This is a genomic window from Sphingomonas asaccharolytica NBRC 15499, from assembly GCF_001598355.1.
GTDB lineage: Bacteria > Pseudomonadota > Alphaproteobacteria > Sphingomonadales > Sphingomonadaceae > Sphingomonas > Sphingomonas asaccharolytica.
This window is the reverse complement of the sequence record NZ_BCYU01000022.1, coordinates 36,917-57,215: the sequence shown is the minus strand read 5'-3', so window position 1 is coordinate 57,215 and position 20,299 is coordinate 36,917. Positions and strand designations below refer to the sequence as shown.

At 63.1% G+C, this 20,299-nt stretch carries 19 protein-coding genes; 12 read left to right on the top strand and 7 right to left on the bottom strand.

Features of this window, described 5'->3' with window-relative positions:
- The 3 genes from SAS01S_RS08300 to SAS01S_RS08290 form a co-directional block, all read left to right on the top strand.
- A partial coding sequence (locus SAS01S_RS08300; protein WP_281179315.1) for an ATP-dependent helicase C-terminal domain-containing protein occupies positions 1-486 on the top strand: 486 nt, incomplete at its 5' end.
- 10 nt (positions 487-496) lie between these two features.
- Positions 497-778 (top strand): NADH dehydrogenase ubiquinone Fe-S protein 4, encoded by a 282-nt coding sequence (locus SAS01S_RS08295; RefSeq protein ID WP_066807060.1) that lies wholly within the window; start codon positions 497-499, stop codon positions 776-778.
- Positions 775-1,143 carry a nuclear transport factor 2 family protein gene (locus SAS01S_RS08290; protein WP_174544949.1) on the top strand — a complete coding sequence of 123 codons (369 nt, stop codon included), beginning with the start codon at positions 775-777 and terminating at the stop codon, positions 1,141-1,143. Before SAS01S_RS08295 ends, SAS01S_RS08290 begins: the two co-directional genes overlap by 4 nt.
- 18 nt (positions 1,144-1,161) lie before the next feature.
- Here SAS01S_RS08290 and xth read toward each other — a convergent pair whose 3' ends face one another.
- The 3 genes from xth to SAS01S_RS08275 form a co-directional block, all read right to left on the bottom strand.
- Positions 1,162-1,938: an exodeoxyribonuclease III gene (gene xth, locus SAS01S_RS08285; RefSeq protein ID WP_066807059.1), complete on the bottom strand. Its 777-nt coding sequence runs from the start codon at positions 1,936-1,938 to the stop codon at positions 1,162-1,164.
- Positions 1,938-2,441, bottom strand: coding sequence for a DUF421 domain-containing protein (locus tag SAS01S_RS08280; RefSeq protein ID WP_066807058.1), 504 nt, complete (start codon positions 2,439-2,441; stop codon positions 1,938-1,940). Before SAS01S_RS08280 ends, xth begins: the two co-directional genes overlap by 1 nt.
- 66 nt (positions 2,442-2,507) lie before the next feature.
- Positions 2,508-3,758 (bottom strand): NRAMP family divalent metal transporter, encoded by a 1,251-nt coding sequence (locus SAS01S_RS08275; protein WP_066807057.1) that lies wholly within the window; start codon positions 3,756-3,758, stop codon positions 2,508-2,510.
- Positions 3,759-4,012: 254 nt separating this feature from the next.
- Between SAS01S_RS08275 and SAS01S_RS08270 the strand changes: the two genes are divergently transcribed.
- The 6 genes from SAS01S_RS08270 to ftsH all read left to right on the top strand — a co-directional run bounded on the left by SAS01S_RS08270 (position 4,013) and on the right by ftsH (position 12,352).
- Complete coding sequence (locus tag SAS01S_RS08270) at positions 4,013-4,720, top strand: hypothetical protein (RefSeq protein WP_157082717.1); 708 nt, start codon at positions 4,013-4,015, stop codon at positions 4,718-4,720.
- A gap of 176 nt (positions 4,721-4,896) precedes the next feature.
- Positions 4,897-7,173: a phosphoenolpyruvate--protein phosphotransferase gene (gene ptsP, locus SAS01S_RS08265; RefSeq protein ID WP_066807053.1), complete on the top strand. Its 2,277-nt coding sequence runs from the start codon at positions 4,897-4,899 to the stop codon at positions 7,171-7,173.
- 113 nt (positions 7,174-7,286) lie between these two features.
- Positions 7,287-8,273: a helix-turn-helix domain-containing protein gene (locus tag SAS01S_RS08260; RefSeq protein ID WP_066807051.1), complete on the top strand. Its 987-nt coding sequence runs from the start codon at positions 7,287-7,289 to the stop codon at positions 8,271-8,273.
- 121 nt (positions 8,274-8,394) lie between these two features.
- Positions 8,395-9,354 (top strand): tol-pal system YbgF family protein, encoded by a 960-nt coding sequence (locus tag SAS01S_RS08255; protein WP_157082716.1) that lies wholly within the window; start codon positions 8,395-8,397, stop codon positions 9,352-9,354.
- A complete protein-coding gene (gene tilS / locus SAS01S_RS08250; protein WP_066807047.1) occupies positions 9,332-10,321 on the top strand; it encodes a tRNA lysidine(34) synthetase TilS in 990 nt (329 codons plus the stop codon). Before SAS01S_RS08255 ends, tilS begins: the two co-directional genes overlap by 23 nt.
- Before the next feature lie 69 nt (positions 10,322-10,390).
- Positions 10,391-12,352: an ATP-dependent zinc metalloprotease FtsH gene (gene ftsH, locus SAS01S_RS08245; protein WP_066807045.1), complete on the top strand. Its 1,962-nt coding sequence runs from the start codon at positions 10,391-10,393 to the stop codon at positions 12,350-12,352.
- Between the two features lie 98 nt (positions 12,353-12,450).
- Here the strand turns inward: ftsH and SAS01S_RS08240 are convergent, their stop codons facing one another.
- From SAS01S_RS08240 to SAS01S_RS08230, 3 genes are all read right to left on the bottom strand, one after another.
- Positions 12,451-13,203, bottom strand: coding sequence for a 2OG-Fe dioxygenase family protein (locus SAS01S_RS08240; RefSeq protein ID WP_245656812.1), 753 nt, complete (start codon positions 13,201-13,203; stop codon positions 12,451-12,453).
- A gap of 176 nt (positions 13,204-13,379) precedes the next feature.
- Complete coding sequence (locus SAS01S_RS08235) at positions 13,380-13,766, bottom strand: response regulator (protein WP_066807043.1); 387 nt, start codon at positions 13,764-13,766, stop codon at positions 13,380-13,382.
- 47 nt (positions 13,767-13,813) lie between these two features.
- Positions 13,814-14,653: a sensor histidine kinase gene (locus SAS01S_RS08230; protein WP_245656811.1), complete on the bottom strand. Its 840-nt coding sequence runs from the start codon at positions 14,651-14,653 to the stop codon at positions 13,814-13,816.
- A gap of 702 nt (positions 14,654-15,355) precedes the next feature.
- On the opposite strand from SAS01S_RS08230, the gene SAS01S_RS08225 reads away from it, so the two are divergent.
- Complete coding sequence (locus SAS01S_RS08225; RefSeq protein ID WP_084238664.1) at positions 15,356-17,239, top strand: ribonuclease H-like domain-containing protein; 1,884 nt, start codon at positions 15,356-15,358, stop codon at positions 17,237-17,239.
- 4 nt (positions 17,240-17,243) lie between these two features.
- On the top strand, positions 17,244-18,290 hold the full coding sequence (locus SAS01S_RS22145; RefSeq protein ID WP_169804920.1) for an adenylosuccinate synthetase: 1,047 nt from the start codon (positions 17,244-17,246) through the stop codon (positions 18,288-18,290).
- An 8-nt stretch (positions 18,291-18,298) separates the two neighbouring features.
- Here the strand turns inward: SAS01S_RS22145 and SAS01S_RS22450 are convergent, their stop codons facing one another.
- Positions 18,299-19,048, bottom strand: a complete 750-nt coding sequence (locus tag SAS01S_RS22450) for a hypothetical protein (protein ID WP_157082715.1) — start codon at positions 19,046-19,048, stop codon at positions 18,299-18,301.
- Between the two features lie 77 nt (positions 19,049-19,125).
- On the opposite strand from SAS01S_RS22450, the gene SAS01S_RS22445 reads away from it, so the two are divergent.
- Complete coding sequence (locus SAS01S_RS22445; RefSeq protein WP_157082714.1) at positions 19,126-20,283, top strand: dCTP deaminase domain-containing protein; 1,158 nt, start codon at positions 19,126-19,128, stop codon at positions 20,281-20,283.
- Positions 20,284-20,299 lie beyond the last annotated feature (16 nt).

The following is a 20,299-nucleotide window of genomic DNA, read 5'->3' as shown; positions in this document are numbered from 1 at the left end:
GAGACTCTCGCCGCCCGCCTCGACGACTGGCTCGCTCCGTTGCTCGACGGCAAGCGTCGCCTGTCGCAGCTCTCCGACGCCGATCTCGCCGAAGCGTTGCGCAATCTCGCCGGCTGGGACTTGATGCGCGCGCTCGACCGTATCGCTCCCGCGCGGCTCGAAACGCCGGCAGGATCGAGCCACGCAATCGACTATGCCGCCGAAGCCGGCCCCACCGTCGAGCTCCGTCCCCAGGCCCTGTTCGGGCTCGCGACGCACCCGATTGTCGCCAATGGCATCCCGCTCGTGCTCAGCCTGACCTCGCCGGCCGGACGCCCGATCCAGACGACGCGCGACTTGCCCGGTTTCTGGGCGGGAAGCTGGACCGCAGTCGCCAAGGAAATGCGCGGGCGCTATCCCAAACATCCCTGGCCCGAGGACCCCGCCGTCGCAAACCCGACACTCCGAACCAAAAAAGCCGATGCAAGGTTCGGAAAGTCAGGATAAGGGAGAGGTCATGCCCACCGCCCGTATCTATCAGCGTCCCAAGAACGCGATGCAGTCCGGACGTTACCGGACCGATCGCTGGATTCTCGAATTCGAACCCGCCGAGGCCAAGCACCCGGATCCGCTCACCGGCTGGGCCGGATCGGGCGACACGCGCGAACAGGTCCGGCTGACCTTCGCCACCGCGGAAGCCGCGCAGGCCTATGCCGAGAAGGTCGGGCTCGCCTTCCACATCGTGCCGGCGCCCGCGCGCACGCTCAAGCTGCAGAGCTACGCCGACAACTTCCGATGAGCCTTCCCATTGCTACGCCCAAGGGCGTGGTGCGGCGCTGGATCGCGGCGTTCAATGCCGCCGATCCCGATGCGCTCGCCGCGCTCTATCATGACGATGCCATCAACCATCAGGTCGCGATCGGTCCGGTCCAGGGCCGACCGGCAATTCGCGAACGCTTTGCTCAGGAATTCGCCGCCGCGAGTATGGAATGCGTGCCGGTCAATCTGTTCGAGGACGGCGAATGGGCGATCCTCGAATGGAAGGATCCGCAGGACCGGCTCGGCTGCGCCTTCTTCCACGTGATCGACGGCCGGATCGCGCTCCAGCGCGGTTATTGGGACAGGGCGACGTTCGCCACGCCCAAGCCGAAGTCGAAGATCTGACGGGGCGGCGTTATCCGTTCACGGATTCGCGAGCTCGATCCAGACGGGCGCATGGTCGCTCGTCTTCTCCCAACCGCGCACCCGCTTCTCGACTTGCGCGTCAATTAGCCGCGGCGCCAGATCGGGACTGAGCAGGATGTGATCGATCCTGAGGCCGGCGTCGCGTTCGAACGCGCCGCGAAAATACTTCCAGAAGGTATAGATGCGCTCGTCCGGGTGGCGCGACCGAAGCGCGTCGGTCCAGCCTTGTTTCAATAAGCCGGCATAGGCTTGCCTGACCTCAGGCGCGAACAGCGCGTCGTCGAGCCATCGTTCGGGTTTGTAGACGTCGAGCTCGGTCGGCATGACGTTGAAGTCGCCGGCGATGACGACCGGCACGCCCGCGTCGCGCAGCGATTGCGCGTGCTGCCTAAGCCGGTCGAACCAGCGAAGCTTGAAATCGAACTTGGGTCCGGGCAGCGGATTGCCGTTGGGCAGATAGAGGCAAGCGACGATGACGCCGTTGATCGCGGCCTCGAGGTAGCGGCTTTGATCGTCCGCGCGGTCACCCGGCAATCCGCGACGGGTTTCGTGGATCTCGCCCACGCGGCTGAGGATCGCGACGCCGTTCCAGCTTTTCTGGCCGTGCCAGACCGCCGAATATCCCAGATCGTTTAGCGCCGTTTCCGGAAAGCGCTCGTCAGGCGCTTTCAATTCCTGCAGGCATACCACGTCGGGAAGGTCTTCGGACAACCAGCGCAGGAGCACAGGCAGGCGCCCATTGACTCCATTCACATTGTAGGTCGCGATCCGCATCACGCCGCCCGCATCTTCGATTTCGGCACGACGCTGATCTTGCCGCCGCGTTCGAAGGTGGCGAGTGCGACATCCTCGACCCGCGCCGTCTGTTCCATCCGCAGCCCCTCGATCAAATCGTCGTCGCTGAGATGGTTCGACCGCAGCGCCGCGCGATCGACCTTGCCGTCGCGGACCAATTCGACCGGACGCCCCTTGATGAAGCGCGCCAGCAGGTTCGAATGCACCGTCGCCATCGCCAGCAAGCGATGCAGCGCGACGAGCAGGAGCGTCGCGGCCAGGGTCGATACGAACGGCGCCTTGCCGGTCATCGCGCGGCTGATATTCGACCCGACGACGATCGCCACGAAGATGTCGAGCGGCGTGAGGTTCGAGAAGGTCCGCCGCCCGGCGATGCGAATGCAGAGGATGCCATAGGGCAGCAGCAGCAACGCCCGGACGCAGAATTGCCATGTCGTGGCGCTGCCGTCATCGGGTCCGATCAGCGCTGTCAGCCAATCCATCACTTCCTCCTTCTCTCTCCCTCGCTCGAGTTCTTTTCAGCTTCGCTGGATCGGTGCGAACCAAGTCTAGCCCGGCAGGACGACCATGCCGATGACCGCCACCGCCATCGCGGCGGTGCTCGCCCAGCCGAATAGCTTCAACACTGTCGATGCGGTGAAGTCGCCCATGGTCGATCGCCGGGAGACGACCAGCATCGTTCCGATCAGGATCGGCACGGCGACGACGCCATTGATCACCGCGCTCCAGAACAATGCCTTGATCGGGCTGATCGGCGACCAGTCGATGCCGACGCCGAGCGCCATCGCCACGCCGATCACGGCATAGAATAGCTTGGCCTTGCGCGGCTTGTGCTCAAGGCCGGTTTTCCAACCGGCCGTCTCGCCGATCGCATAAGCAGTCGATCCGGCGAGCACCGGCACCGCCAGCAGGCCGGTGCCGATGATGCCGAGACTGAACAGCGCGAAGGCGAAGTGGCCGGCGATTGGCTCCAGCGCTTTGGCCGCGTCGGCGGCGGTCTGGATGTCCGTCTTGCCCGAAGCATGGAGGGTGGCAGCGGTGCCCAGCATGATGGCGATGGCGACGAGGTTCGAAATCGCCATCCCGGCGAACGTATCATAGCGCATCCGGACTTCGGCGTCCGCCGCTTGATCGGGGGATATCTTGAGCGGCTCGCGCTCCTCGACAACGTCGATTTCCTCAACTTCCTGCGACGCCTGCCAGAAGAACAGATAGGGGCTGATCGTAGTCCCGAAGATGGCGACGACCACCGTCACCGCCGCGGTGCCCGGTATCGTCGGAACGACCATGCCGTGCAGCGCCGCGGCCCAATCCACCTTCACGATGAATATCAGCGCCACGTAAGCGAGCAGCACCATCGTCAGCCATTTCAGGAAGGACGAATATTTGCGGTAGGGAATGAAGAGTTGGAGCAGCAGCGAGAAGATTGCGAAGCCGATGGTGAAGAGATGGCCACCGCCGCCTGCAACCAATTGGGCGGCGTCGCCCATCGCGGCAAGGTCGGCGCCGATATTGATCGTATTGGCGACGAACAGCAGCCCGACCAGCACCATCACGATCCATCGCGGCATGATGTGGCGCAAATTCCAGGCGAGCCCGTGTCCCGTCACGCGGCCGACCCGAGCGCTGATCAATTGCACCGCGCTCATCAACGGATAGGTCAGCACCATCGTCCACAGCAGCACCGGACCAAAGGCGGCGCCGGCCTGCGAATAGGTGGCGATCCCACTCGGATCGTCGTCGGCCGCGCCGGTGACCACGCCGGGACCCAGCCTTTTGAGGAAGCTCTTCAAGTCCATACCAAACCCCTTTTATACCAATAGCACAGCACTCGACGGCGCATCCGGTTCCGCCATGACGATCGATCGGAGTTGGTCGGGCTGGCAACGGCCGGTGACGAGCGCGCGCGGAAGTATCGGATTCATGGGGACGCCACCGTGGTGGACCCTCTGAAAATTCCATGGGCCGTCGCGATCGGACCGTCGATGCCAATATCGCGAACCGCATCTTAACCATCTTCGCCGCAACGTCTGGGTCGATGATGGAGATGTCGATGGTTCGCTTGCTACGCGTGCTGATTCTGCCCGTTCTGATCGCCGGATGCGCGCATCGCGCGGCCACGCCGATCGCGGTCGCGCCGCCGCCTCTGCTTCAGCCCGCACCCGTCGCCGTGGCAATGCCCGCGGGTGCGTCGCCCAACATGCCGATCCCGGCGCCCCTCGCCGATGGCAGCTATCCGACGCCGAGTCTCGGGCTGAGCACGCAAGGCGCGATATGGCATCTGCGCGTCGCGCTGAACGTTGCCGCATTGGCCTGCCGCGGAACAGCCGGAGATACGATCGCCACACGCTACAATGCGCTGCTCGGCGGGCGGCGCGTGGCGTTTGCCGGGGCGCAGGACGCCGCGTTCAAGGAACTGCGCGCGAGCGGAGCGGCAGACCCGCAGGATGCCTGGGACGACGCAATGACGCGTCTCTATAATCACTACGCGCTGGCGCCGGTACGCGACGGCTTCTGCGCGGCGGCCGATCGCGTGCTCAACGCCTTGCCGGGCGTCACCGCGGACGGGCTGGCAAATTACGCGCCGTCGGCACTGGCCGAGCTCGACCGGCCGTTCGTCGACTTCTATCGGGCATACGATGCGTGGCGCTATCAGCGGCAGGCGGCTCCAGGGGTGAGCGTCGCGGCGGTGGCGCCGGTTCGGGTTATCCCCGCTTCGACGGTGCCTATACTGAAGGTCGATCCGGCGATTTTTCGGTAAGTCCCAGCCTCACTCCGTCGCGGGCCGGGATCGGCCGCGTTGCGACCTGATCAGGACTTGCTGCACGGTGGATGCCGGGACGAACCCGGCATGACGCGTCTGGTGCTTGGAGGATACCTCAATTCTTCGAATGTCCGGTCATGGCGCCGTTGCCGCCAACCTGCTAGCGCTTCGCCATGCCGCTTACCGCCGCTGCGTCCGCACGAGAAATCCTGGTCCGCCTGCATGATGTGATGGCGGCGCGATCGTCCGCGCAGGCGAAGCTCGACGCGGTCGCGCGGATCATCGGCGAGGCGCTGGATAGCGAGGTCTGCTCGATCTATCTGCTGCGCGAAGGGCTGCTCGAACTCTATTCCACGCGCGGGCTCGACCAGGCGGCGGTCCACGTCACCAAGATGGCGCTGGGCGAGGGCCTGGTCGGCACGATCGCGCAGAATGTCGAGACGCTGAACCTGGACGAAGCGGCATCGCACCCCGATTTCGCCTATCGCCCCGAAACCGGCGAGGACGAATTTCACTCTTTCGCCGGCGTGCCGATCATCCGCCGCGAACAGGCGGTCGGCGTATTGGCGGTGCAACATGCCGATCCGCGCAAATACGATGACGTCGAGATCGAGGCGCTGCAGACGGTCGCGATGGTGCTGAGCGAACTGATCGCCAATGCCGGGCTGATCGACCAGCGCGGCGACAGCGCGACGCGCCCGCAATCGACCGCGGCGACGCGGCTCGAGGGCCTCAAGCTGGTCGAGGGGATGGCGATCGGCCGTGCCGTCTATCACCAGCCGCGCATCACCATCGAGCATACCGTCGCCGAGGACATCGAGGCGGAGCGCCATCGCGTCTATGCCGCGTTCGACAAGATGCGCGAGCAGATCGACCGCATGGCGCAACAGGCCGAGTTCGGGGTCGATGGCGAGCATGAAGAGGTGCTCGCGACCTACAAGATGTTCGCCTACGACGAAGGCTGGTCGCGGCGGATCAACGAGGCGATCGATTCCGGCCTGACCGCCGAGGCGGCGATCGAGCGCGTCCAGCAGCGCACGCGGATGCGGATGCGCCAGATCGGCGATCCCCTGCTCCAGGACCGGATGCACGACCTCGAGGATCTGGCCAACCGGCTGCTCAGGATCGTGTCGGGACAGATGGGCACGGCGGCGCAATTGGGGTTGCGGCAGGACACGATCCTGATCGCGCGCAATCTCGGCCCGGCCGAATTGCTCGAATATGACCGGCGGCGGCTAAAAGGCGTGGTGCTGGAAGAAGGCTCGCTGACCGCGCACGTCACCATCGTCGCGCGCGCAATGGGCGTGCCGGTGCTCGGGCGCGTGCGCAACGTCCGCCAGACCATCGCCGACGGCGACATGCTGTTGCTCGACGTGACCGAGGCGGGAACGGTGCTGGTTCGTCCGTCCCAGGCGATGGAAGAGGCGTTCGACGCCAAATTGCTGGTCCGCCAGAAACGCCGCGCGGTATTCGCAGCGTTGAAATCGGAAGCGCCGGTCACGCTCGACGGCGAGCGGATGACGGTGATGGTCAATGCCGGCCTGCGCGACGATGTCGCTGCGCTCGACGTCACCGGGGCCGACGGCATCGGCCTGTTTCGCACCGAATTCCAGTTCCTGGTATCGGCGACCCTGCCGCGGCGCGAACGGCAATTGCGGCTGTACAAGGACGTGCTCGAAGCGGCCGGCGACAAGCCGGTGGTGTTCCGCACGGTCGATATCGGCGGCGACAAGGCCCTGCCCTATCTCAACCATCACGACGAGGATGAGGAAAATCCGGCGATGGGCTGGCGCGCGCTTCGGCTCGCGCTCGAACGCGGCGGGTTGATGAAGGCGCAGGCGCGCGCGTTGATCGAGGCGGCCGGGGGCCGGCAGCTCAACGTCATGTTCCCGATGGTCAGCGAAGCCTGGGAGCTGGACGAGGCCAAGGCTTTGTTCGAGGCGCAGCGCGAATGGCTGGGCAAGCGCGGCAAGCGCCTGCCGAGCGAGATCCGCTATGGCGCGATGCTCGAAGTGCCGGCACTCGCCGAGCAGCTCGATCTGCTGCTGCCCAATATCCAATTCCTGTCGGTCGGCACCAACGATTTGACCCAATTCCTGTTCGCCGCCGACCGCGCCAATCCCAAGCTGGCCGAGCGCTACGACTGGCTGTCGCCGTCGATCCTGCGCTTCCTCAAGCGGGTGGTGGCGCCGTGCGACGCGACGGGCGTCGCGCTGACCGTATGCGGCGAGATGGGCGGGCGTCCGCTCGAGGCGATGGCGTTGATCGCGCTGGGAATCGACCGGCTGTCGATCACCCCGGCGGCGGTCGGCCCGATCAAGGCGATGGTGCGCAGCCTCGATCGCGGCAAGGCGATGCGCTTCATGGACGGACTGCTGGCCAAGCCGCCGCGCGACATTCGCGGGGTGCTGACCGATTGGGCAGTCAAAAACCACGTCGAGCTGGCCTGAGCCGGGGCGAAAACGCGCTAACGAGCCGTTGACAGTCTTACCCGCTTTGGCCGACAGCCGTCACCGGCGGATGGCGATTCAAGGTCGCAACCCCCTATTCGCCGGAGAAGGTAATGGACGAGGACGAAGCGACGGGCGCACCCGATCAGGCGTCGCTATTCCCCAAGACCGTGGGCGACAAGCTGCGTGAGGCGCGTGAGGGACTGGGGCTGACCCTGGCCGACATCGCCAACAAGACGCGCGTGCCGATGCGTCACCTGGAAGCGATCGAGAATAACCGGATGGAGGGGATGGCATCCCCGGCTTATGCGATCGGCTTCACCAAGACCTATGCGCGCGCCGTCGGCCTGGACGACCGGGCGATTGCCGCCGAACTTCGCCTGAGCCCGCAAATGCCGCTGTCGCCGACGACGCGGTTCGAAGAATATGAGCCGACCGATCCTCGCCGCGTGCCGTCGAGCGGGATCGCCGGGATCGCCGCGATCATCGCCCTGGTGCTGCTGGTCGGCGTCGGCATCTGGTACGGGACGACCTGGCTGCGCGGCACCGGCGAGGAGCCCGCGGCGCTCGCCACGCCCGATGCATCGGCCAGCATCGCCGCCGCGCCCGAACCGACTCCCGCTCCGGTTGCCGGCGGCCAAGTCGTGCTGACCGCGACCGATGCGGTGTGGCTGCGCGTCTATGACGCGACCGGCAAGACGCTGATCCAGAAGACGATGCAGCCGGGCGAGCAATATTCGCTGCCGACCGACGCCGCCAATCCGATGATCAATATCGGCCGGCCTGACAAATTGCAGGTGACGATCAACGGATCCGCCGTGCCCGCGTTGGGCGACGGCAAGCGCGCGATCAAGGACGTGCCGATCAGCGCCGCGGCATTGCAGGCGCGCGGGAATGCCGCAGCGCCTGCCGCCGTGCCGACTCCGGCCGCCGCTGCCCCGACGACCGAAGCGAAGCCGGGCAAGCGTGCAGGATCGAACGAAGTCCCCGACTTCTTCCGCCAGCCCAGCGACAAGCCTGCCGCCTCGGCAACGCCGCGCACCGTGGCGACGCCGGATCCGGTATCGCTGCCCGCCGCGGCGCCGACATCGGCGCCTTAGGCCGGACGGATTAAAAGCCGCTTGCGGGGATTCAAATCGGGCAATGACGCCAACCACATATAGTGGCGCGGACAGGCGTTCCGGGGTAGGTTAACCACAGCGGGACAATCTGGGGATGAGTATGCGTAGTTTGTTGACGACGGTCATGATCGCGGCGGCGAGCCTGACGATCGTAGCGCCGGCGCACGCGCAGGACCGATCGGTCGATGCGCGGCTGGGCCAGCTGGAAAAGCGGATGAACACGGTCGAGCGCGTGGTGTCGCGCACGTCGGGCCCACTGGTGCAGCCCGAAATCGGTCCGGACAATACGCCGGTCACCGCGGCAGGCACACCGGCGAGCGCGCCGCTCGCCGATCTCGAACAGCGGGTGAGCTCGATCGAGAGCGAATTGACCGGCTTCACCGGGCGGCTGGAAACCGACGAGCACAAGATGCAGCAGCTCGAGGCCGATTTCGCCGCCTACAAGCGCGCGACCGATGCGCGGCTGAAGGCGCTGGAGGATCGCGGCGCGCCGCCACCGGGCGATGCCGATCCCGCCGCGGTGACCGATGGCCCCGCGCCAGGCCCGGTCAAGTCCGGTCCCAAGCCCGCGGCCGGCCCCACGCCCAAGCCCGCCACCGCCGCCAGTGATCCCGACCGCGCCAAGGCGGTCGCCGCGATCCCCAAGCCCGCCGGCAAGGACGCCGTCGACAAGGCGATGTACGCGTATAATTACGCCTATCGCTTGTGGCAGGCGCAATTCTATCCCGAGGCCGAGGCGCAACTGCAGGGCTATGCCGGCAAATACCCCGGCCACCGCCTGGTCAGCCGCGCACAGAATCTGCTCGGCACGATCTATATGGACGACGGCAAGCCCAATCTGGCGGCGCAGATCTATTACGAGAATTATTCCAAGCTGCCCGATGGCGAGCGCGCCGCCGACAGCCTGCTCAACCTGGCCAAGGCACTGACCGTGCTCAAGAAGCCGCGCACCGACATCTGCCGCGTCTATACCGAGCTGGGCGACGTCTATGGCGCCAAGCTGACCGCCGCGCAGAAGGCCGACGCGGACAAGGGCCGTGCCGCCAACAAATGCACCTGAGCTGACGCGCGCGGTCGACCCGGCTGCGCTGGACCGGTTCGCCGACGACCTTGCCGCCTTGTGCGCCCCGGCGACCGCGCGCGTGCTGGTCGCAGTCTCGGGCGGGCCCGACAGCCTGGCGCTGCTGCTGCTGACCCATGCCCTGCTCGGCGAGCGCTGCGTCGCGGCAACGGTCGATCACGGATTGCGCCCCGAAGCGGCGGACGAGGCGGCTTGGGTGGCCGATCTATGCGGCGCGCGCGCGATCGATCATGCCGTGCTGCGCGGCACGCTGCCCGATCGCGCGGGCAACACCGGCAATCTGTCGGCGCGAGCGCGGGCGCTGCGCTACGAGTTGCTCCACGCCCATGCCGACACCGTCGGCGCGACGCACATCGCCACCGCGCACCATGCCGACGACCAGGTCGAGACGCTGATCATGCGGCTGAACCGCGGCGCCGGGGTCGGCGGCCTGGCCGGGGTACGCGCGCGAAGCGGGCGAGTGATCCGGCCCCTGCTCGGCTGGCGGCGCGCCGAGCTGGGTGCGATCGTCGCAGCGGCGGGAATCGTCGCGGTCGACGATCCGAGCAATGTCAGCGACCGCTTCGACCGCGCGCGGCTGCGCAAGCACCTCGCCGCGATCGACTGGATCGACCCCGCTCGAGTCGCCGCAAGCGCCTCGGCACTGGCCGACGCCGAGGAAGCGATCGGCTGGATGGTGCGTCAGCTTGGGACGGATCGCGTCGCGGCGGAGGACGATTCGCTGCTGCTCGACCCCAACGATCTGCCGTTCGAGCTGGTCCGCCGCCTGGTCGAGCACTGCGTCCGCCAGATCGACCCCGCGGCGGAGATCCGCGGCTCTGCATTGGTACGGATGGTCAACGCGCTGGAATCGGGCGACACTGCGATGCTGGGCGATGTCCTCGCGACGCCGATCGCGGCGAAACGGTGGCGCTTTGGCAAAGCCCCACCGCGTCGATTGCTCTGATCGACGTTGTTCCATTGCCATTAAGGCTTGGTGCCTTATCTTTAAGGGCACGAAAGGTATCTTGCGACGATGAACGACAACGACAAGCAGCCCGGCCCCGACGGCGGCAACAACAACTGGGCCCGGAACCTGTTGCTCTGGGTGGGGATCGCGGTTGCGCTGGCGGTGCTGGTGGCAATGCTCGGCGACCGCGCGACCACGCCCGCGGGCCAGCAATTGTCCTATTCGGGCTTCGTCGCCAAGGTGAAGGACGGATCGGTCAAGAAGGTCGAGATCGCCGGCACCGCGATCAAGGGCACGCTGAAGGACAATACGACCTTCAGCACCAATGCCGGCGTGCCCGATCCCAATCTGGTCCAGCGCCTGATCGACAACAATGTCGAGGTCGTCGCCAAGCCCGAGGAAACGCCGTCGATCTGGCAATATCTGCTCGTCCAGTCGCTGCCGTTCGTGCTGATGCTGGCGATCGCGTTCTTCGTGATCCGCCAGATGCAGAAATCGTCCGGATCCGGCGCGATGGGCTTCGGCAAGAGCCGCGCCCGGATGCTGACCGAGAAACAGGGCAAGGTGACCTTCGACGACGTCGCCGGCATCGATGAGGCGCGCGAGGAATTGCAGGAGATCGTCGAGTTCCTGAAGGACCCGACCAAATTCGCCCGGCTGGGCGGCAAGATCCCCAAGGGCGCGCTGCTGGTCGGCTCGCCCGGCACCGGCAAGACCTTGCTGGCGCGCGCGATCGCGGGCGAAGCGGGCGTGCCGTTCTTCACCATCTCCGGCTCGGACTTTGTCGAGATGTTCGTGGGCGTCGGCGCCAGCCGCGTGCGCGACATGTTCGAACAGGCCAAGAAATCGGCGCCGTGCATCGTCTTCATCGACGAGATCGACGCGGTCGGGCGCCATCGCGGCGCTGGTCTCGGCAACGGTAACGACGAACGCGAACAGACGCTCAACCAGCTGCTGGTCGAGATGGATGGGTTCGAGGCCAACGAAGGCATCATCATCATCGCCGCGACCAACCGGCCGGACGTGCTCGACCCCGCGCTGCTGCGCCCGGGCCGGTTCGACCGCCGTGTGACCGTGCCGCTACCCGATATCGAGGGCCGCGTGCAGATCCTCCAGGTCCATATGAAGAAAGTGCCTTTGGCCCCCGACGTCGATGCGCGCACGCTCGCGCGCGGCACGCCGGGCATGTCGGGCGCCGACCTCGCCAATCTGGTCAACGAAGCCGCGTTGATGGCGGCACGGCTGGGCAAGCGGCTGGTCGCGATGGCGCAGTTCGAGCTCGCCAAGGACCGCGTGATCATGGGCACCGAGTGGAAATCGCTCGTCATGACGCCCGAGGAAAAGAAGATGACCGCCTATCATGAGGCGGGGCATGCGCTGGTCCGCATCCATGAGCCGGCGTCGGACCCGATCCACAAGGCGACGATCATCCCGCGCGGCGGTGCCCTCGGCATGGTCGTGTCGATGCCCGAGCGCGATAACTACTCGTACCATCGCGACAAGATGTACGCCGACCTCGCCACCGTGATGGGCGGGCGCGCGGCCGAGGAGATCATCTTCGGTTACGACAAGGTCTCGTCGGGCGCGTCGGGCGACATCAAGCAGGCGACCAAGCTCGCCCGCGCGATGGTGATGCGCTGGGGCATGTCCGACAAGCTCGGCCCGCTGGAATATGAGGAAGAGCAGGGCGAGACGTTCCTGGGCTATTCGCAGACCCAGCGGCACAATATGTCGAACGAGACCGCGCTGATGATCGACAGCGAGATCAAGTCGCTGATCGACGGCGGCCACAAGCGCGCGACCCAGGTGCTGAGCGAGAATGTCGACCAGCTCCACCGCATCGCCGGCGCGCTGCTCGAATACGAAACGCTGACCGGCGACGAGATCAAGGCGATCGCCGCGGGCGAGGACATCAACCGGCCCGACGCGGGTGCTACGACCTCGACCCTGCCGAGCAGCGGGACCTCGATCCCGAAGACGCGGCGCCCGTCGGGTCCGTTCGGGAATCCGGCGCCGGCTGGGGCGTAATCACGAGCTCAGCCTGAGTTGAGATTGAAGGCCCTTCCCGTGCGAGCGGGGAGGGCCTTTTCTTTGCGTAGCACGGGCACACGGCCGAACCCCGGCGCTCAGCCCGCGTCTTCCTCCTTCCACGTCGCAACGAAGACATCTCGATACGCCGGTCTGTCCGGATCGATCGGCCGGATCGGCGTCACGCCGTGCAGCACGCGGTGATCGTCCAGCAGCACGGTGTCGCCCGGTGCCGCCAGGGTGAAGCGGTCGATCTCCGGCCGGCCGGCGATGCGGATTTCGGTGACGCCTTGATCGGCATTCACCCGATCGATCAGCATCACCAATACCCAGTCGACGCCGTCGCGATGCATTCCTTCCGGAGTCGGGCGCCCCGGCTCATGCGCATTGGCTTCGATCCGGAACTGGTGGAGCTCGACATGCCAGGGGCGCGCCGCATCGCCCTCGCCGGCGCGCTCGAAGCAATCGGTCGCGCCGCGAAGCAGGTGCCGCATCATCGGGCTGTCGACAATGCCGTCCTCGATCGGCTCGAACCAGCGCTGAACGTCGCCGTTCAGCCGATTATAGTCGCGGCTCTGATAATGCGGCTGGTGCGGCTTTCGGACGATCGCGTCCGGGGTGATCGCCAGGGCAGCATGGCGCCGCCGGCGATAGCGGCCACCATCGGCCATGTAGCGATCGAGGCCGAGCCGGTTCCACGATTCGGCGAAGCCCTTCCACTCCGGATCCGACACCACGGCCGGCAACCAGTCGATCGCGCCTGGCACCGGGCGAACGAAGCCCTGCGCCGCAAGCTCGATGGCCAGGCGCAGGTCGGCCTCGTTCCCGGCAGTCTCAAATGGTCGAGGCACGATGCGGTCCCCCTGTCGATGCCCGCGGTATCGAGGCATGATCGTCGCCATATAAGGGCTCATGCGGCCAGATCATGGCGAGTGCGGGCCGGCGGCTGCCGCGTGCAGGGTAGTGCGGCGCTGCGCCGAGCCCGGCCGCTCCATCGCGGGTTCAGTCCGCTACCGCGGTTCCCGCCTCAATGGTCCGAGACGACCAATAGCGCGGAGATGGCAACGACCAGCTGGGTAGAGGCGAAAGGTTTGGCGATGATGGTGCTTCCCGGCACGCCCTCGGATGTCCATTCATGGTCGCTGGCGCCGCTGACATAGACCACGGGCAAACCGGCCATCAATTGACGCGCTTCCTTGGCAATCGCCCAGCCGTCCGGCCCGTCGCCCAGGTTCACATCGGTAATCAGCCCCCGCAAGTCGGCGGCGTGCGCGACGAGCAATTCCACCGCCCGGTCACCGCTGTCGGCCACCAGCAGCTCGAAGCCCGCTTCTTCCAGGCTCTCGACCATCGTTTCCCGGATCAGGGGATCGTCTTCGACATACAGCAACAACGGCGACACGGGATCGGTCATCGGCACGAATTCCCTGCAATGATTGTCGGCTGAACGAGCCGCTGCGCCTAAAGTGCCGCAGCCGGCGCGTTAAGGTGGATGATTGCCACCCTCGTGCCCGGATTGGTGTCGGCGATGGTCACGGAGGCGTCCAGTTGCTTGGCCAGGGCATCGACGATGCCGGTGCCCAGTCCCGGCTTCCGCGTCGCGTGGTCGCCGGGCATGCCGACGCCGTCATCTTCGACGCTCAGCCGCCACGCGGTTGGCCGCGACCAATATTCGACGACGATCTTCCCCGGACCCGTTCGTTCCGGAAAAGCGTGTTTCAGGGCATTGATCACCAGCTCGGTCACGATGAGGCCAAGGCTGACCGACACGTCCGAGCTCGTGATGCTGTCATCGACCACCGCGCTGAGCTCGAGCAGCTGATGATCGTAGATCATCGACGCCCCGATGCTGTCGCAAAGGTCGCTGAAATAGGACCGCAGCACCACGTCGCCCGCATTGGCCGTCGCGAGTTGGCGCTGGAGCGTCGCGATCGACATCACCCGATGATGCGCGTCCTGCAGGTGATTGCGCGCCTCATCCGACTGCACCTTGCGCGCGCTTTGCATGAGGACGCTGGCAATGATCTGAAGGCTGTTCGCCACCCGGTGCTGAAGCTCCTGCAACAGGATCTGCTTTTCGCGGACGGCGTCGTCCTTCAGCTTTTCGGTCAGCCGCGCCTCCGTCACGTCCAGCACGGCAAGCGCGATCCGGGCATCGTCCGACCCGAGATAGTCGAGCCGATGGGCATTGACGATCAACCGGCGCGTCGGCTTGCCGAGGCGCACCAGATCCAGTTCATAGGCATCGATCGCGGCATCGCCCGCGGCGGTCGCCGCCAGGAGCGAGCGAAGCTGGGGCATCCCCCATTCGCCCGATCCAAGGCTCGCCAGCCCCGCACCGACGACCTTGTCCGGATCGAGCGCGAAGGCGCTGCAGAACGAGCCGCTGGCAGCCTTGATGCGAGGTTGGCGTCAAGCAGAAGAAGCGGCGTTGCCGAGGAGAAGACCAGCGCCATGCCAAGGCTGCTGGAAGCATCATGAGATACGGGCGTAAAAAATTCCATGGCCGAAGCCTTCGGAAGCCAGAGACTCACGAAACGCGAGCCATACCCGGTAACAATTTCTAGAAGCGCTCCGACCCGGTGGGAGTCTGGAGGCAGGAACCATCATACCACGGCGGGGGTGGGAGTCCTAATTTTATCGGGGTTTTGGGGCGCGTATGCGGAGGGCGATGGGCATTTCTCGTTGGGGCGCGTCAAGCCGAGTAATCCCCATAATCGTCGCCGACGGCTGCTTTGCGTCCCAGCCTTTCCGTTCCAGATGCCCCGCGTCAGCCTCGTGGCCGGTGATCGGCTGAAGCCAAAGGCGCCCTTCGCCGACATTGTTCAATAGTCACGATTCATTCCTATATGGAACGTATTATGAACGATTTTCGTCGCGTTCCTAATATCCGTTCAAGTTTGGTCGTCGCTCGCCTCGGCGTCAGGGTGGTGATAGATCCTTGGCAGACGACTAACTAGCATAGCGATTCTCGTCACCCGTTCGGAGAGCAGCTGGTCATCAATGTCTAACCCGTCAGTTGATAATCGCCCAAAGCGCAGCTCCCTGCCTGCTACTGCGCGATTGCGGGCGGATCGCCAGTTGTTGTCAGCGGTCGGCGACGGAAAATCAGTTCTATTTCTTGATATCGAGACGACAGGCCTAAGCCGTTATTACGATGAAATTACAATCGTCGGCTACATGCTCGATGGCCGATATGACGTGTATATTCGAGGCGACGATCCTCAGCCTCTGCTCGCAGCTCTAAGCTCTGCAGATACGCTGGTTACGTTCAATGGAACGTTGTTTGACGTGCCATTTTTGCTTCAAACGTTTGATGACGCTGCCATACCGGCAACTCACATCGATCTGCGGTACGCGACCCGTCGCATTGGTCTGTCAGGGGGCCAGAAACTTGTCGAAGAGGAGCTTGGGATTAATGTTCGCACTGGATTGGAAGGCATCGATGGAGCGGAAGCGGTGTTGCTCTGGCATCGCTTTTTGCGCGGTGATATCGACGCACTGAAGCTCCTTGTCAGATATAATTTGGCAGACATCCAAGGCATGTGTCGGATCCTTGATCATGTGGTTGATCAGGTCGAGCATCAGGATTTCTGGATAAGAGTGTTCCCCTTCGGTGGAACTGATCACTTTGCACTGCTCGAGGTGCTCAACGACCGCGCCTGGCCTGACCAGCCTGTGCTCGACCGCGCTGCGTCGTTTGATCTGGTGTTTGGTGATCGGCCAGCGAGCCAATCCCTCGTTGTCGGGGTCGACCTGACCGGCTCGGAGCAAAAGCCCTCAGGTTTTTGCATGTTGCAAGGGCGCAAGGCGACGACCAACCTTATCGGCAGCGACGACGAGATGGTGGAACGCATCTTGGCGATTAAGCCAGATCTAGTGTCCATCGATTCTCCACTCTGCCTTCCTAAAGGCAGACTACATGTGGGTGACGACGATCCGAGCCGCGCTCAATTTGGTATCATGCGCGAGAGCGAACGCACGCTGAAACGGCGGGGGATCAATGTCTATCCTTGCCTGCTACCGAGTATGCAGAAACTCACTGAGCGCGGAATCCGGCTGGCAAATCGCCTCCGCAAAGCTGGTATCCCTGTCATCGAAAGCTATCCTGGCGCCGCGCAGGATATCATGGGAATACCACGCAAGGGAGCCGGCGTTCAGTGGCTTCAGCGCGGCCTAGCCGAATTTGGCATTGAAGGGGATTTCGTCGAGCAAATTCCTAGCCATGACGAACTAGATGCGATCACATCCGCACTCGTTGGGACGTTTCTTCTCGACGGCAAATTTGAAGCTTTGGGCGGCGAAGGAGAGAGTGCGTTGATCGTACCTGATTTGAGCGCGCCCGACACGCCGCTAGTCATAGGGCTGAGTGGTCGCATCGCTGCGGGGAAAACTACCGCAGCACATTGGATCGAAAACCGTGGCTTTGCCTATACGCGGTTCAGCCTCGTAATCGACGATGAGATCAAGGCACAGGGCCTTCCACTCGATCGACCGACGCGCCAGCAAGTCGGTATTGAGATACACCAGCAACGCGGTCAGGCTTGGCTTTGTGAGCAGGCGTTGAGTCGCGTTGGGGCGGCTACGCGCATTGTGATCGATGGTCTTCGCTGGCCTGAAGATCGCGCCTATCTGATTGAGCGTTTCGGTAATCGGTTCGTTCATTTGCATATTACCGCGCCGGTCGATGCACGGCTGAAGCGTTCGGGGGCACACAGTCATGACGACCGTGTGCGGTTTGAAACCGCCGAAGCGCAACCGGTTGAGGCGATGATCGACACGCTCGGTCAGCTTGCCTCATATGTTATTGATAATGACGCTACATTGGCGCACTTTGCTTCTGAAGTAGATCGCTTCCTCGAAGTGGTTGATGTGGGGGTATTATAACGGCATGCCGATTTCCGTCGTCGTTGGTGGGCAATATGGTTCTGAAGGCAAAGGGAAAACCTCGCTTCACGTTGCTCGTACCGATGCATCCGTTGCTGCGGTTATGCGCGTCGGCGGTTCGAATTCCGGTCATATCGGTGTTGCGCGCGATGGACGACGCTTTGCGCTTCGACAGCTGCCGGCCGGCGCTGTCGACGGCAATCTTCTAATTCTCATTCCGGCCGGTTCGTACCTTGATATCGACCTCCTCTTTCGTGAGATCGATGAACTCGGATACGATCGCGCCAAAATTAAGATTAGCCCGTTTGCGCACATAATTACGGAACAACACAAAGCGTGGGAGCGAGAGACCGCGCTTCGCGAAGCGATTGGTTCTACCCAATCAGGCACCGGCGCAGCAGTCCTTTCGCGCGTGGCCCGCGGTGCGGGCAATTTGCCGCCAGCGGTTCAAGCCGAAGACATTCCGGCTTTGGCAGAATTTTTAGAAGATACCACTGCCATAGCTCGATCGCTGCTAGACCAGGATAAACGCATCATAATCGAGGGTACGCAGGGGTTTGGCCTTTCCGTTTTGCACGCAGAAGCATGGCCTAAAGCGACCAGTCGCGACACTACGGCGGGCAGCTTTGTGGCGGAGGCTGGATTAAGCCCCCTCGACGTCGACGACGTTATTCTGGTGCTGCGATGCCATCCCATTCGCGTGGCTGGACGTCAGTCAGGCCCCCTGCCGCACGAAACAAATTGGGACGCGATCGCGCTCGAAGCCGGGATCGATCGAGACCTCACCGAGTTGACGACGGTTACACAAGCGCCTCGGCGCGTCGGTCAATTTTCCCCCGAGATCGTGAAACAGGCGATCGCGGTCAATCGACCGTCGAGGATCGTGCTCAATCATCTCGACTATGTTGACCCGGCAGTAGTTGGCGGTGAACTGACTGCTAAGGCGAAGCGCTTTGTCGACGATATCAGCGCTGCAATCGGGCAGCGTATCGACTGGGTCGGCGTGTCGCCGGACAAAACCGTCGTGCTCGAGCTACAAAGTCAGAGCTAGAGCCTATTTCACGCTCGCTCGCCAGTCGACCACTCCGCGTCGACCGACCAACCACTCGCCATGAAGCGATTTAGTCGCTTGGTCAGCGGCCGAGCGTGACGCGGCTGACCGACCACCCACATATGGCGGCATGAGCCACGCCTAAATAGCAATGGTGCTAATAGCCCGATCCCCGGCAGTCGCTCCTCGAACGAAGCTCGCAGCCGCGCGGTTTGAACGGTTGCCGGCGCGCTTCGATTGAGATGGTTGTACACCACCAGAGACGAACCCGAAGCCCACGCCGCTCCAAGCTCTGACCAAAAAACGTATTTGCCGGCGCGGTGATCGCTGCGCTTCAACGCCGCTGTTTCGATGCCATTGTCGGGATCGAAAAAAATGATGTCCCGCCCCTTAAGCGCCCTCAGCCCATTTTCGTACCAGGACGCTCGATGCGCCAGACGAGCCGCCGGTTTATCGCGAATAGCGACATGGTCTGAAAAGAACACGCTATTTGGAAGAAGGGCCGCCGCCTCAACCGCGGCGACCGACCGATTGCCCGAACGAACGATCCGCTCAAGCCCACAAAACGTGTAATTGTCGCGAGCTTTCAGATCCTGCTTATCCAGATAGCTAATGTGTCGTCCATCGCCGTTGTGCTGTTCGTCAGGATATAGATACCAAAGCACACCCAGGCTGAGGTTCGGTCGGCCGGTGGCTAGCGCCCGAAGCAAAGAATATTTTGCAAAGTCTCCTGCATCGCCAACGTATCGATCTTGCATACCCCCTATTACACCTTTGCTTTGACGCGGCCTTCGGTCGATCGCATATCTATCTGCGCAATTCGAAGGCGGGGCCAATGAAGAAGCCGAAGAAAAAGGAAGCCGTCCATGTCCGCGGCATAAAATGGCTGGCCAGAAGAAGCCACATCGAGCTTGCCGATGATGGGCCAGGTGCGCTGGAAGAGACCGACACTTCGCCAGCTACGCCCTTAATCGAAGCTCCTTCATCTGAGCTGATAGCAGCAAATACGCAATTCGAAACTTGGAAGGATGTCGATCCATTCCCTGAAATTGCGCCGTCTCTGTTGAACGCGGCTGACATAGACGACTATGCACGCACTACTGCAATGGTATATCCGTATGACGCAAATAAGAGAAAAACTGCTTCCTACCCCCTGAGCGTAGGCAATGAGATCGCATTCTGGGATCCTGATGAGCCAGATAAGTCTCCCCTCCGTTCGCTCAATGATGGTAGCGCGGTTGTTATCCCGTCAAATTCCTTGATTTATGTTCGTACGGCTGAGCTGTTTCAGCTTCCCAACTATATGGCCGTGCGGTTCAATCTGCATATCGACTTAGTTCACAAAGGTCTTCTGCTCGGCACAGGACCTCTGGTAGATCCAGGATTTTCGGGAAGGTTGATGGTACCTCTCCATAATCTAACGAGTAACACATACATCCTACAGGTTGGCGAAGATTTTATCTGGGCTGAGTTCACTAAAACATCGCTTGTTGATCGTTGGACAGCTTCAGGAGCCAATCGACCCGAACGCAGCGGGCAGTTAGTCAAATTTCCTGAGCGAAAGCTCAACAAATCACTCGCCGATTACCTCGCAAGCGCCCGAAAGGGTCACGACGTTTTTCAACGAGGTATGAGTTACCAATCGCTGCAGAATGCGATTCCAGATGCGATAGCTCGGACTGGACGCAAGGCTAGTGATGCAAAGCGCAGTGCAAAAAAGGCCAGTAATAAGGTAACCCTTCTCACTGGCATTGGTATATTGGGCATTTTTGGGGCTGCGGCTACTATGGTCTCGCAGCTCCTGTCTACGCGGTCTGCTCTTCAATCAACGCTAACCCTAGTCGGCACTACAACGTCCAAAATTGTCGACCAAGGCAAGGATATCCAACAGCTCCAGTCGGATCTTCACCGCGCTGAAGATGAGCTGAATGTCATCAAGGCACGCGAAGAAAAGTCGCAGAATGGTGTTCCTTCGCGCAGGGGCCTTCGGTAATCCTGACGGACGAAGC

Coding starts and splice junctions, on each gene's coding strand:
- SAS01S_RS08295 (WP_066807060.1), top strand. CDS start 497: ATGCCCACCGCCCGTATCTATCAGCGTCCCAAGAACGCGATGCAGTCC.
- SAS01S_RS08290 (WP_174544949.1), top strand. CDS start 775: ATGAGCCTTCCCATTGCTACGCCCAAGGGCGTGGTGCGGCGCTGGATC.
- xth (WP_066807059.1), bottom strand. CDS start 1,938: ATGCGGATCGCGACCTACAATGTGAATGGAGTCAATGGGCGCCTGCCT.
- SAS01S_RS08280 (WP_066807058.1), bottom strand. CDS start 2,441: ATGGATTGGCTGACAGCGCTGATCGGACCCGATGACGGCAGCGCCACG.
- SAS01S_RS08275 (WP_066807057.1), bottom strand. CDS start 3,758: ATGGACTTGAAGAGCTTCCTCAAAAGGCTGGGTCCCGGCGTGGTCACC.
- SAS01S_RS08270 (WP_157082717.1), top strand. CDS start 4,013: ATGGTTCGCTTGCTACGCGTGCTGATTCTGCCCGTTCTGATCGCCGGA.
- ptsP (WP_066807053.1), top strand. CDS start 4,897: ATGCCGCTTACCGCCGCTGCGTCCGCACGAGAAATCCTGGTCCGCCTG.
- SAS01S_RS08260 (WP_066807051.1), top strand. CDS start 7,287: ATGGACGAGGACGAAGCGACGGGCGCACCCGATCAGGCGTCGCTATTC.
- SAS01S_RS08255 (WP_157082716.1), top strand. CDS start 8,395: ATGCGTAGTTTGTTGACGACGGTCATGATCGCGGCGGCGAGCCTGACG.
- ftsH (WP_066807045.1), top strand. CDS start 10,391: ATGAACGACAACGACAAGCAGCCCGGCCCCGACGGCGGCAACAACAAC.
- SAS01S_RS08235 (WP_066807043.1), bottom strand. CDS start 13,766: ATGACCGATCCCGTGTCGCCGTTGTTGCTGTATGTCGAAGACGATCCC.
- SAS01S_RS08230 (WP_245656811.1), bottom strand. CDS start 14,653: ATGCCCCAGCTTCGCTCGCTCCTGGCGGCGACCGCCGCGGGCGATGCC.
- SAS01S_RS08225 (WP_084238664.1), top strand. CDS start 15,356: ATGTCTAACCCGTCAGTTGATAATCGCCCAAAGCGCAGCTCCCTGCCT.
- SAS01S_RS22145 (WP_169804920.1), top strand. CDS start 17,244: ATGCCGATTTCCGTCGTCGTTGGTGGGCAATATGGTTCTGAAGGCAAA.
- SAS01S_RS22450 (WP_157082715.1), bottom strand. CDS start 19,048: ATGCAAGATCGATACGTTGGCGATGCAGGAGACTTTGCAAAATATTCT.
- SAS01S_RS22445 (WP_157082714.1), top strand. CDS start 19,126: ATGAAGAAGCCGAAGAAAAAGGAAGCCGTCCATGTCCGCGGCATAAAA.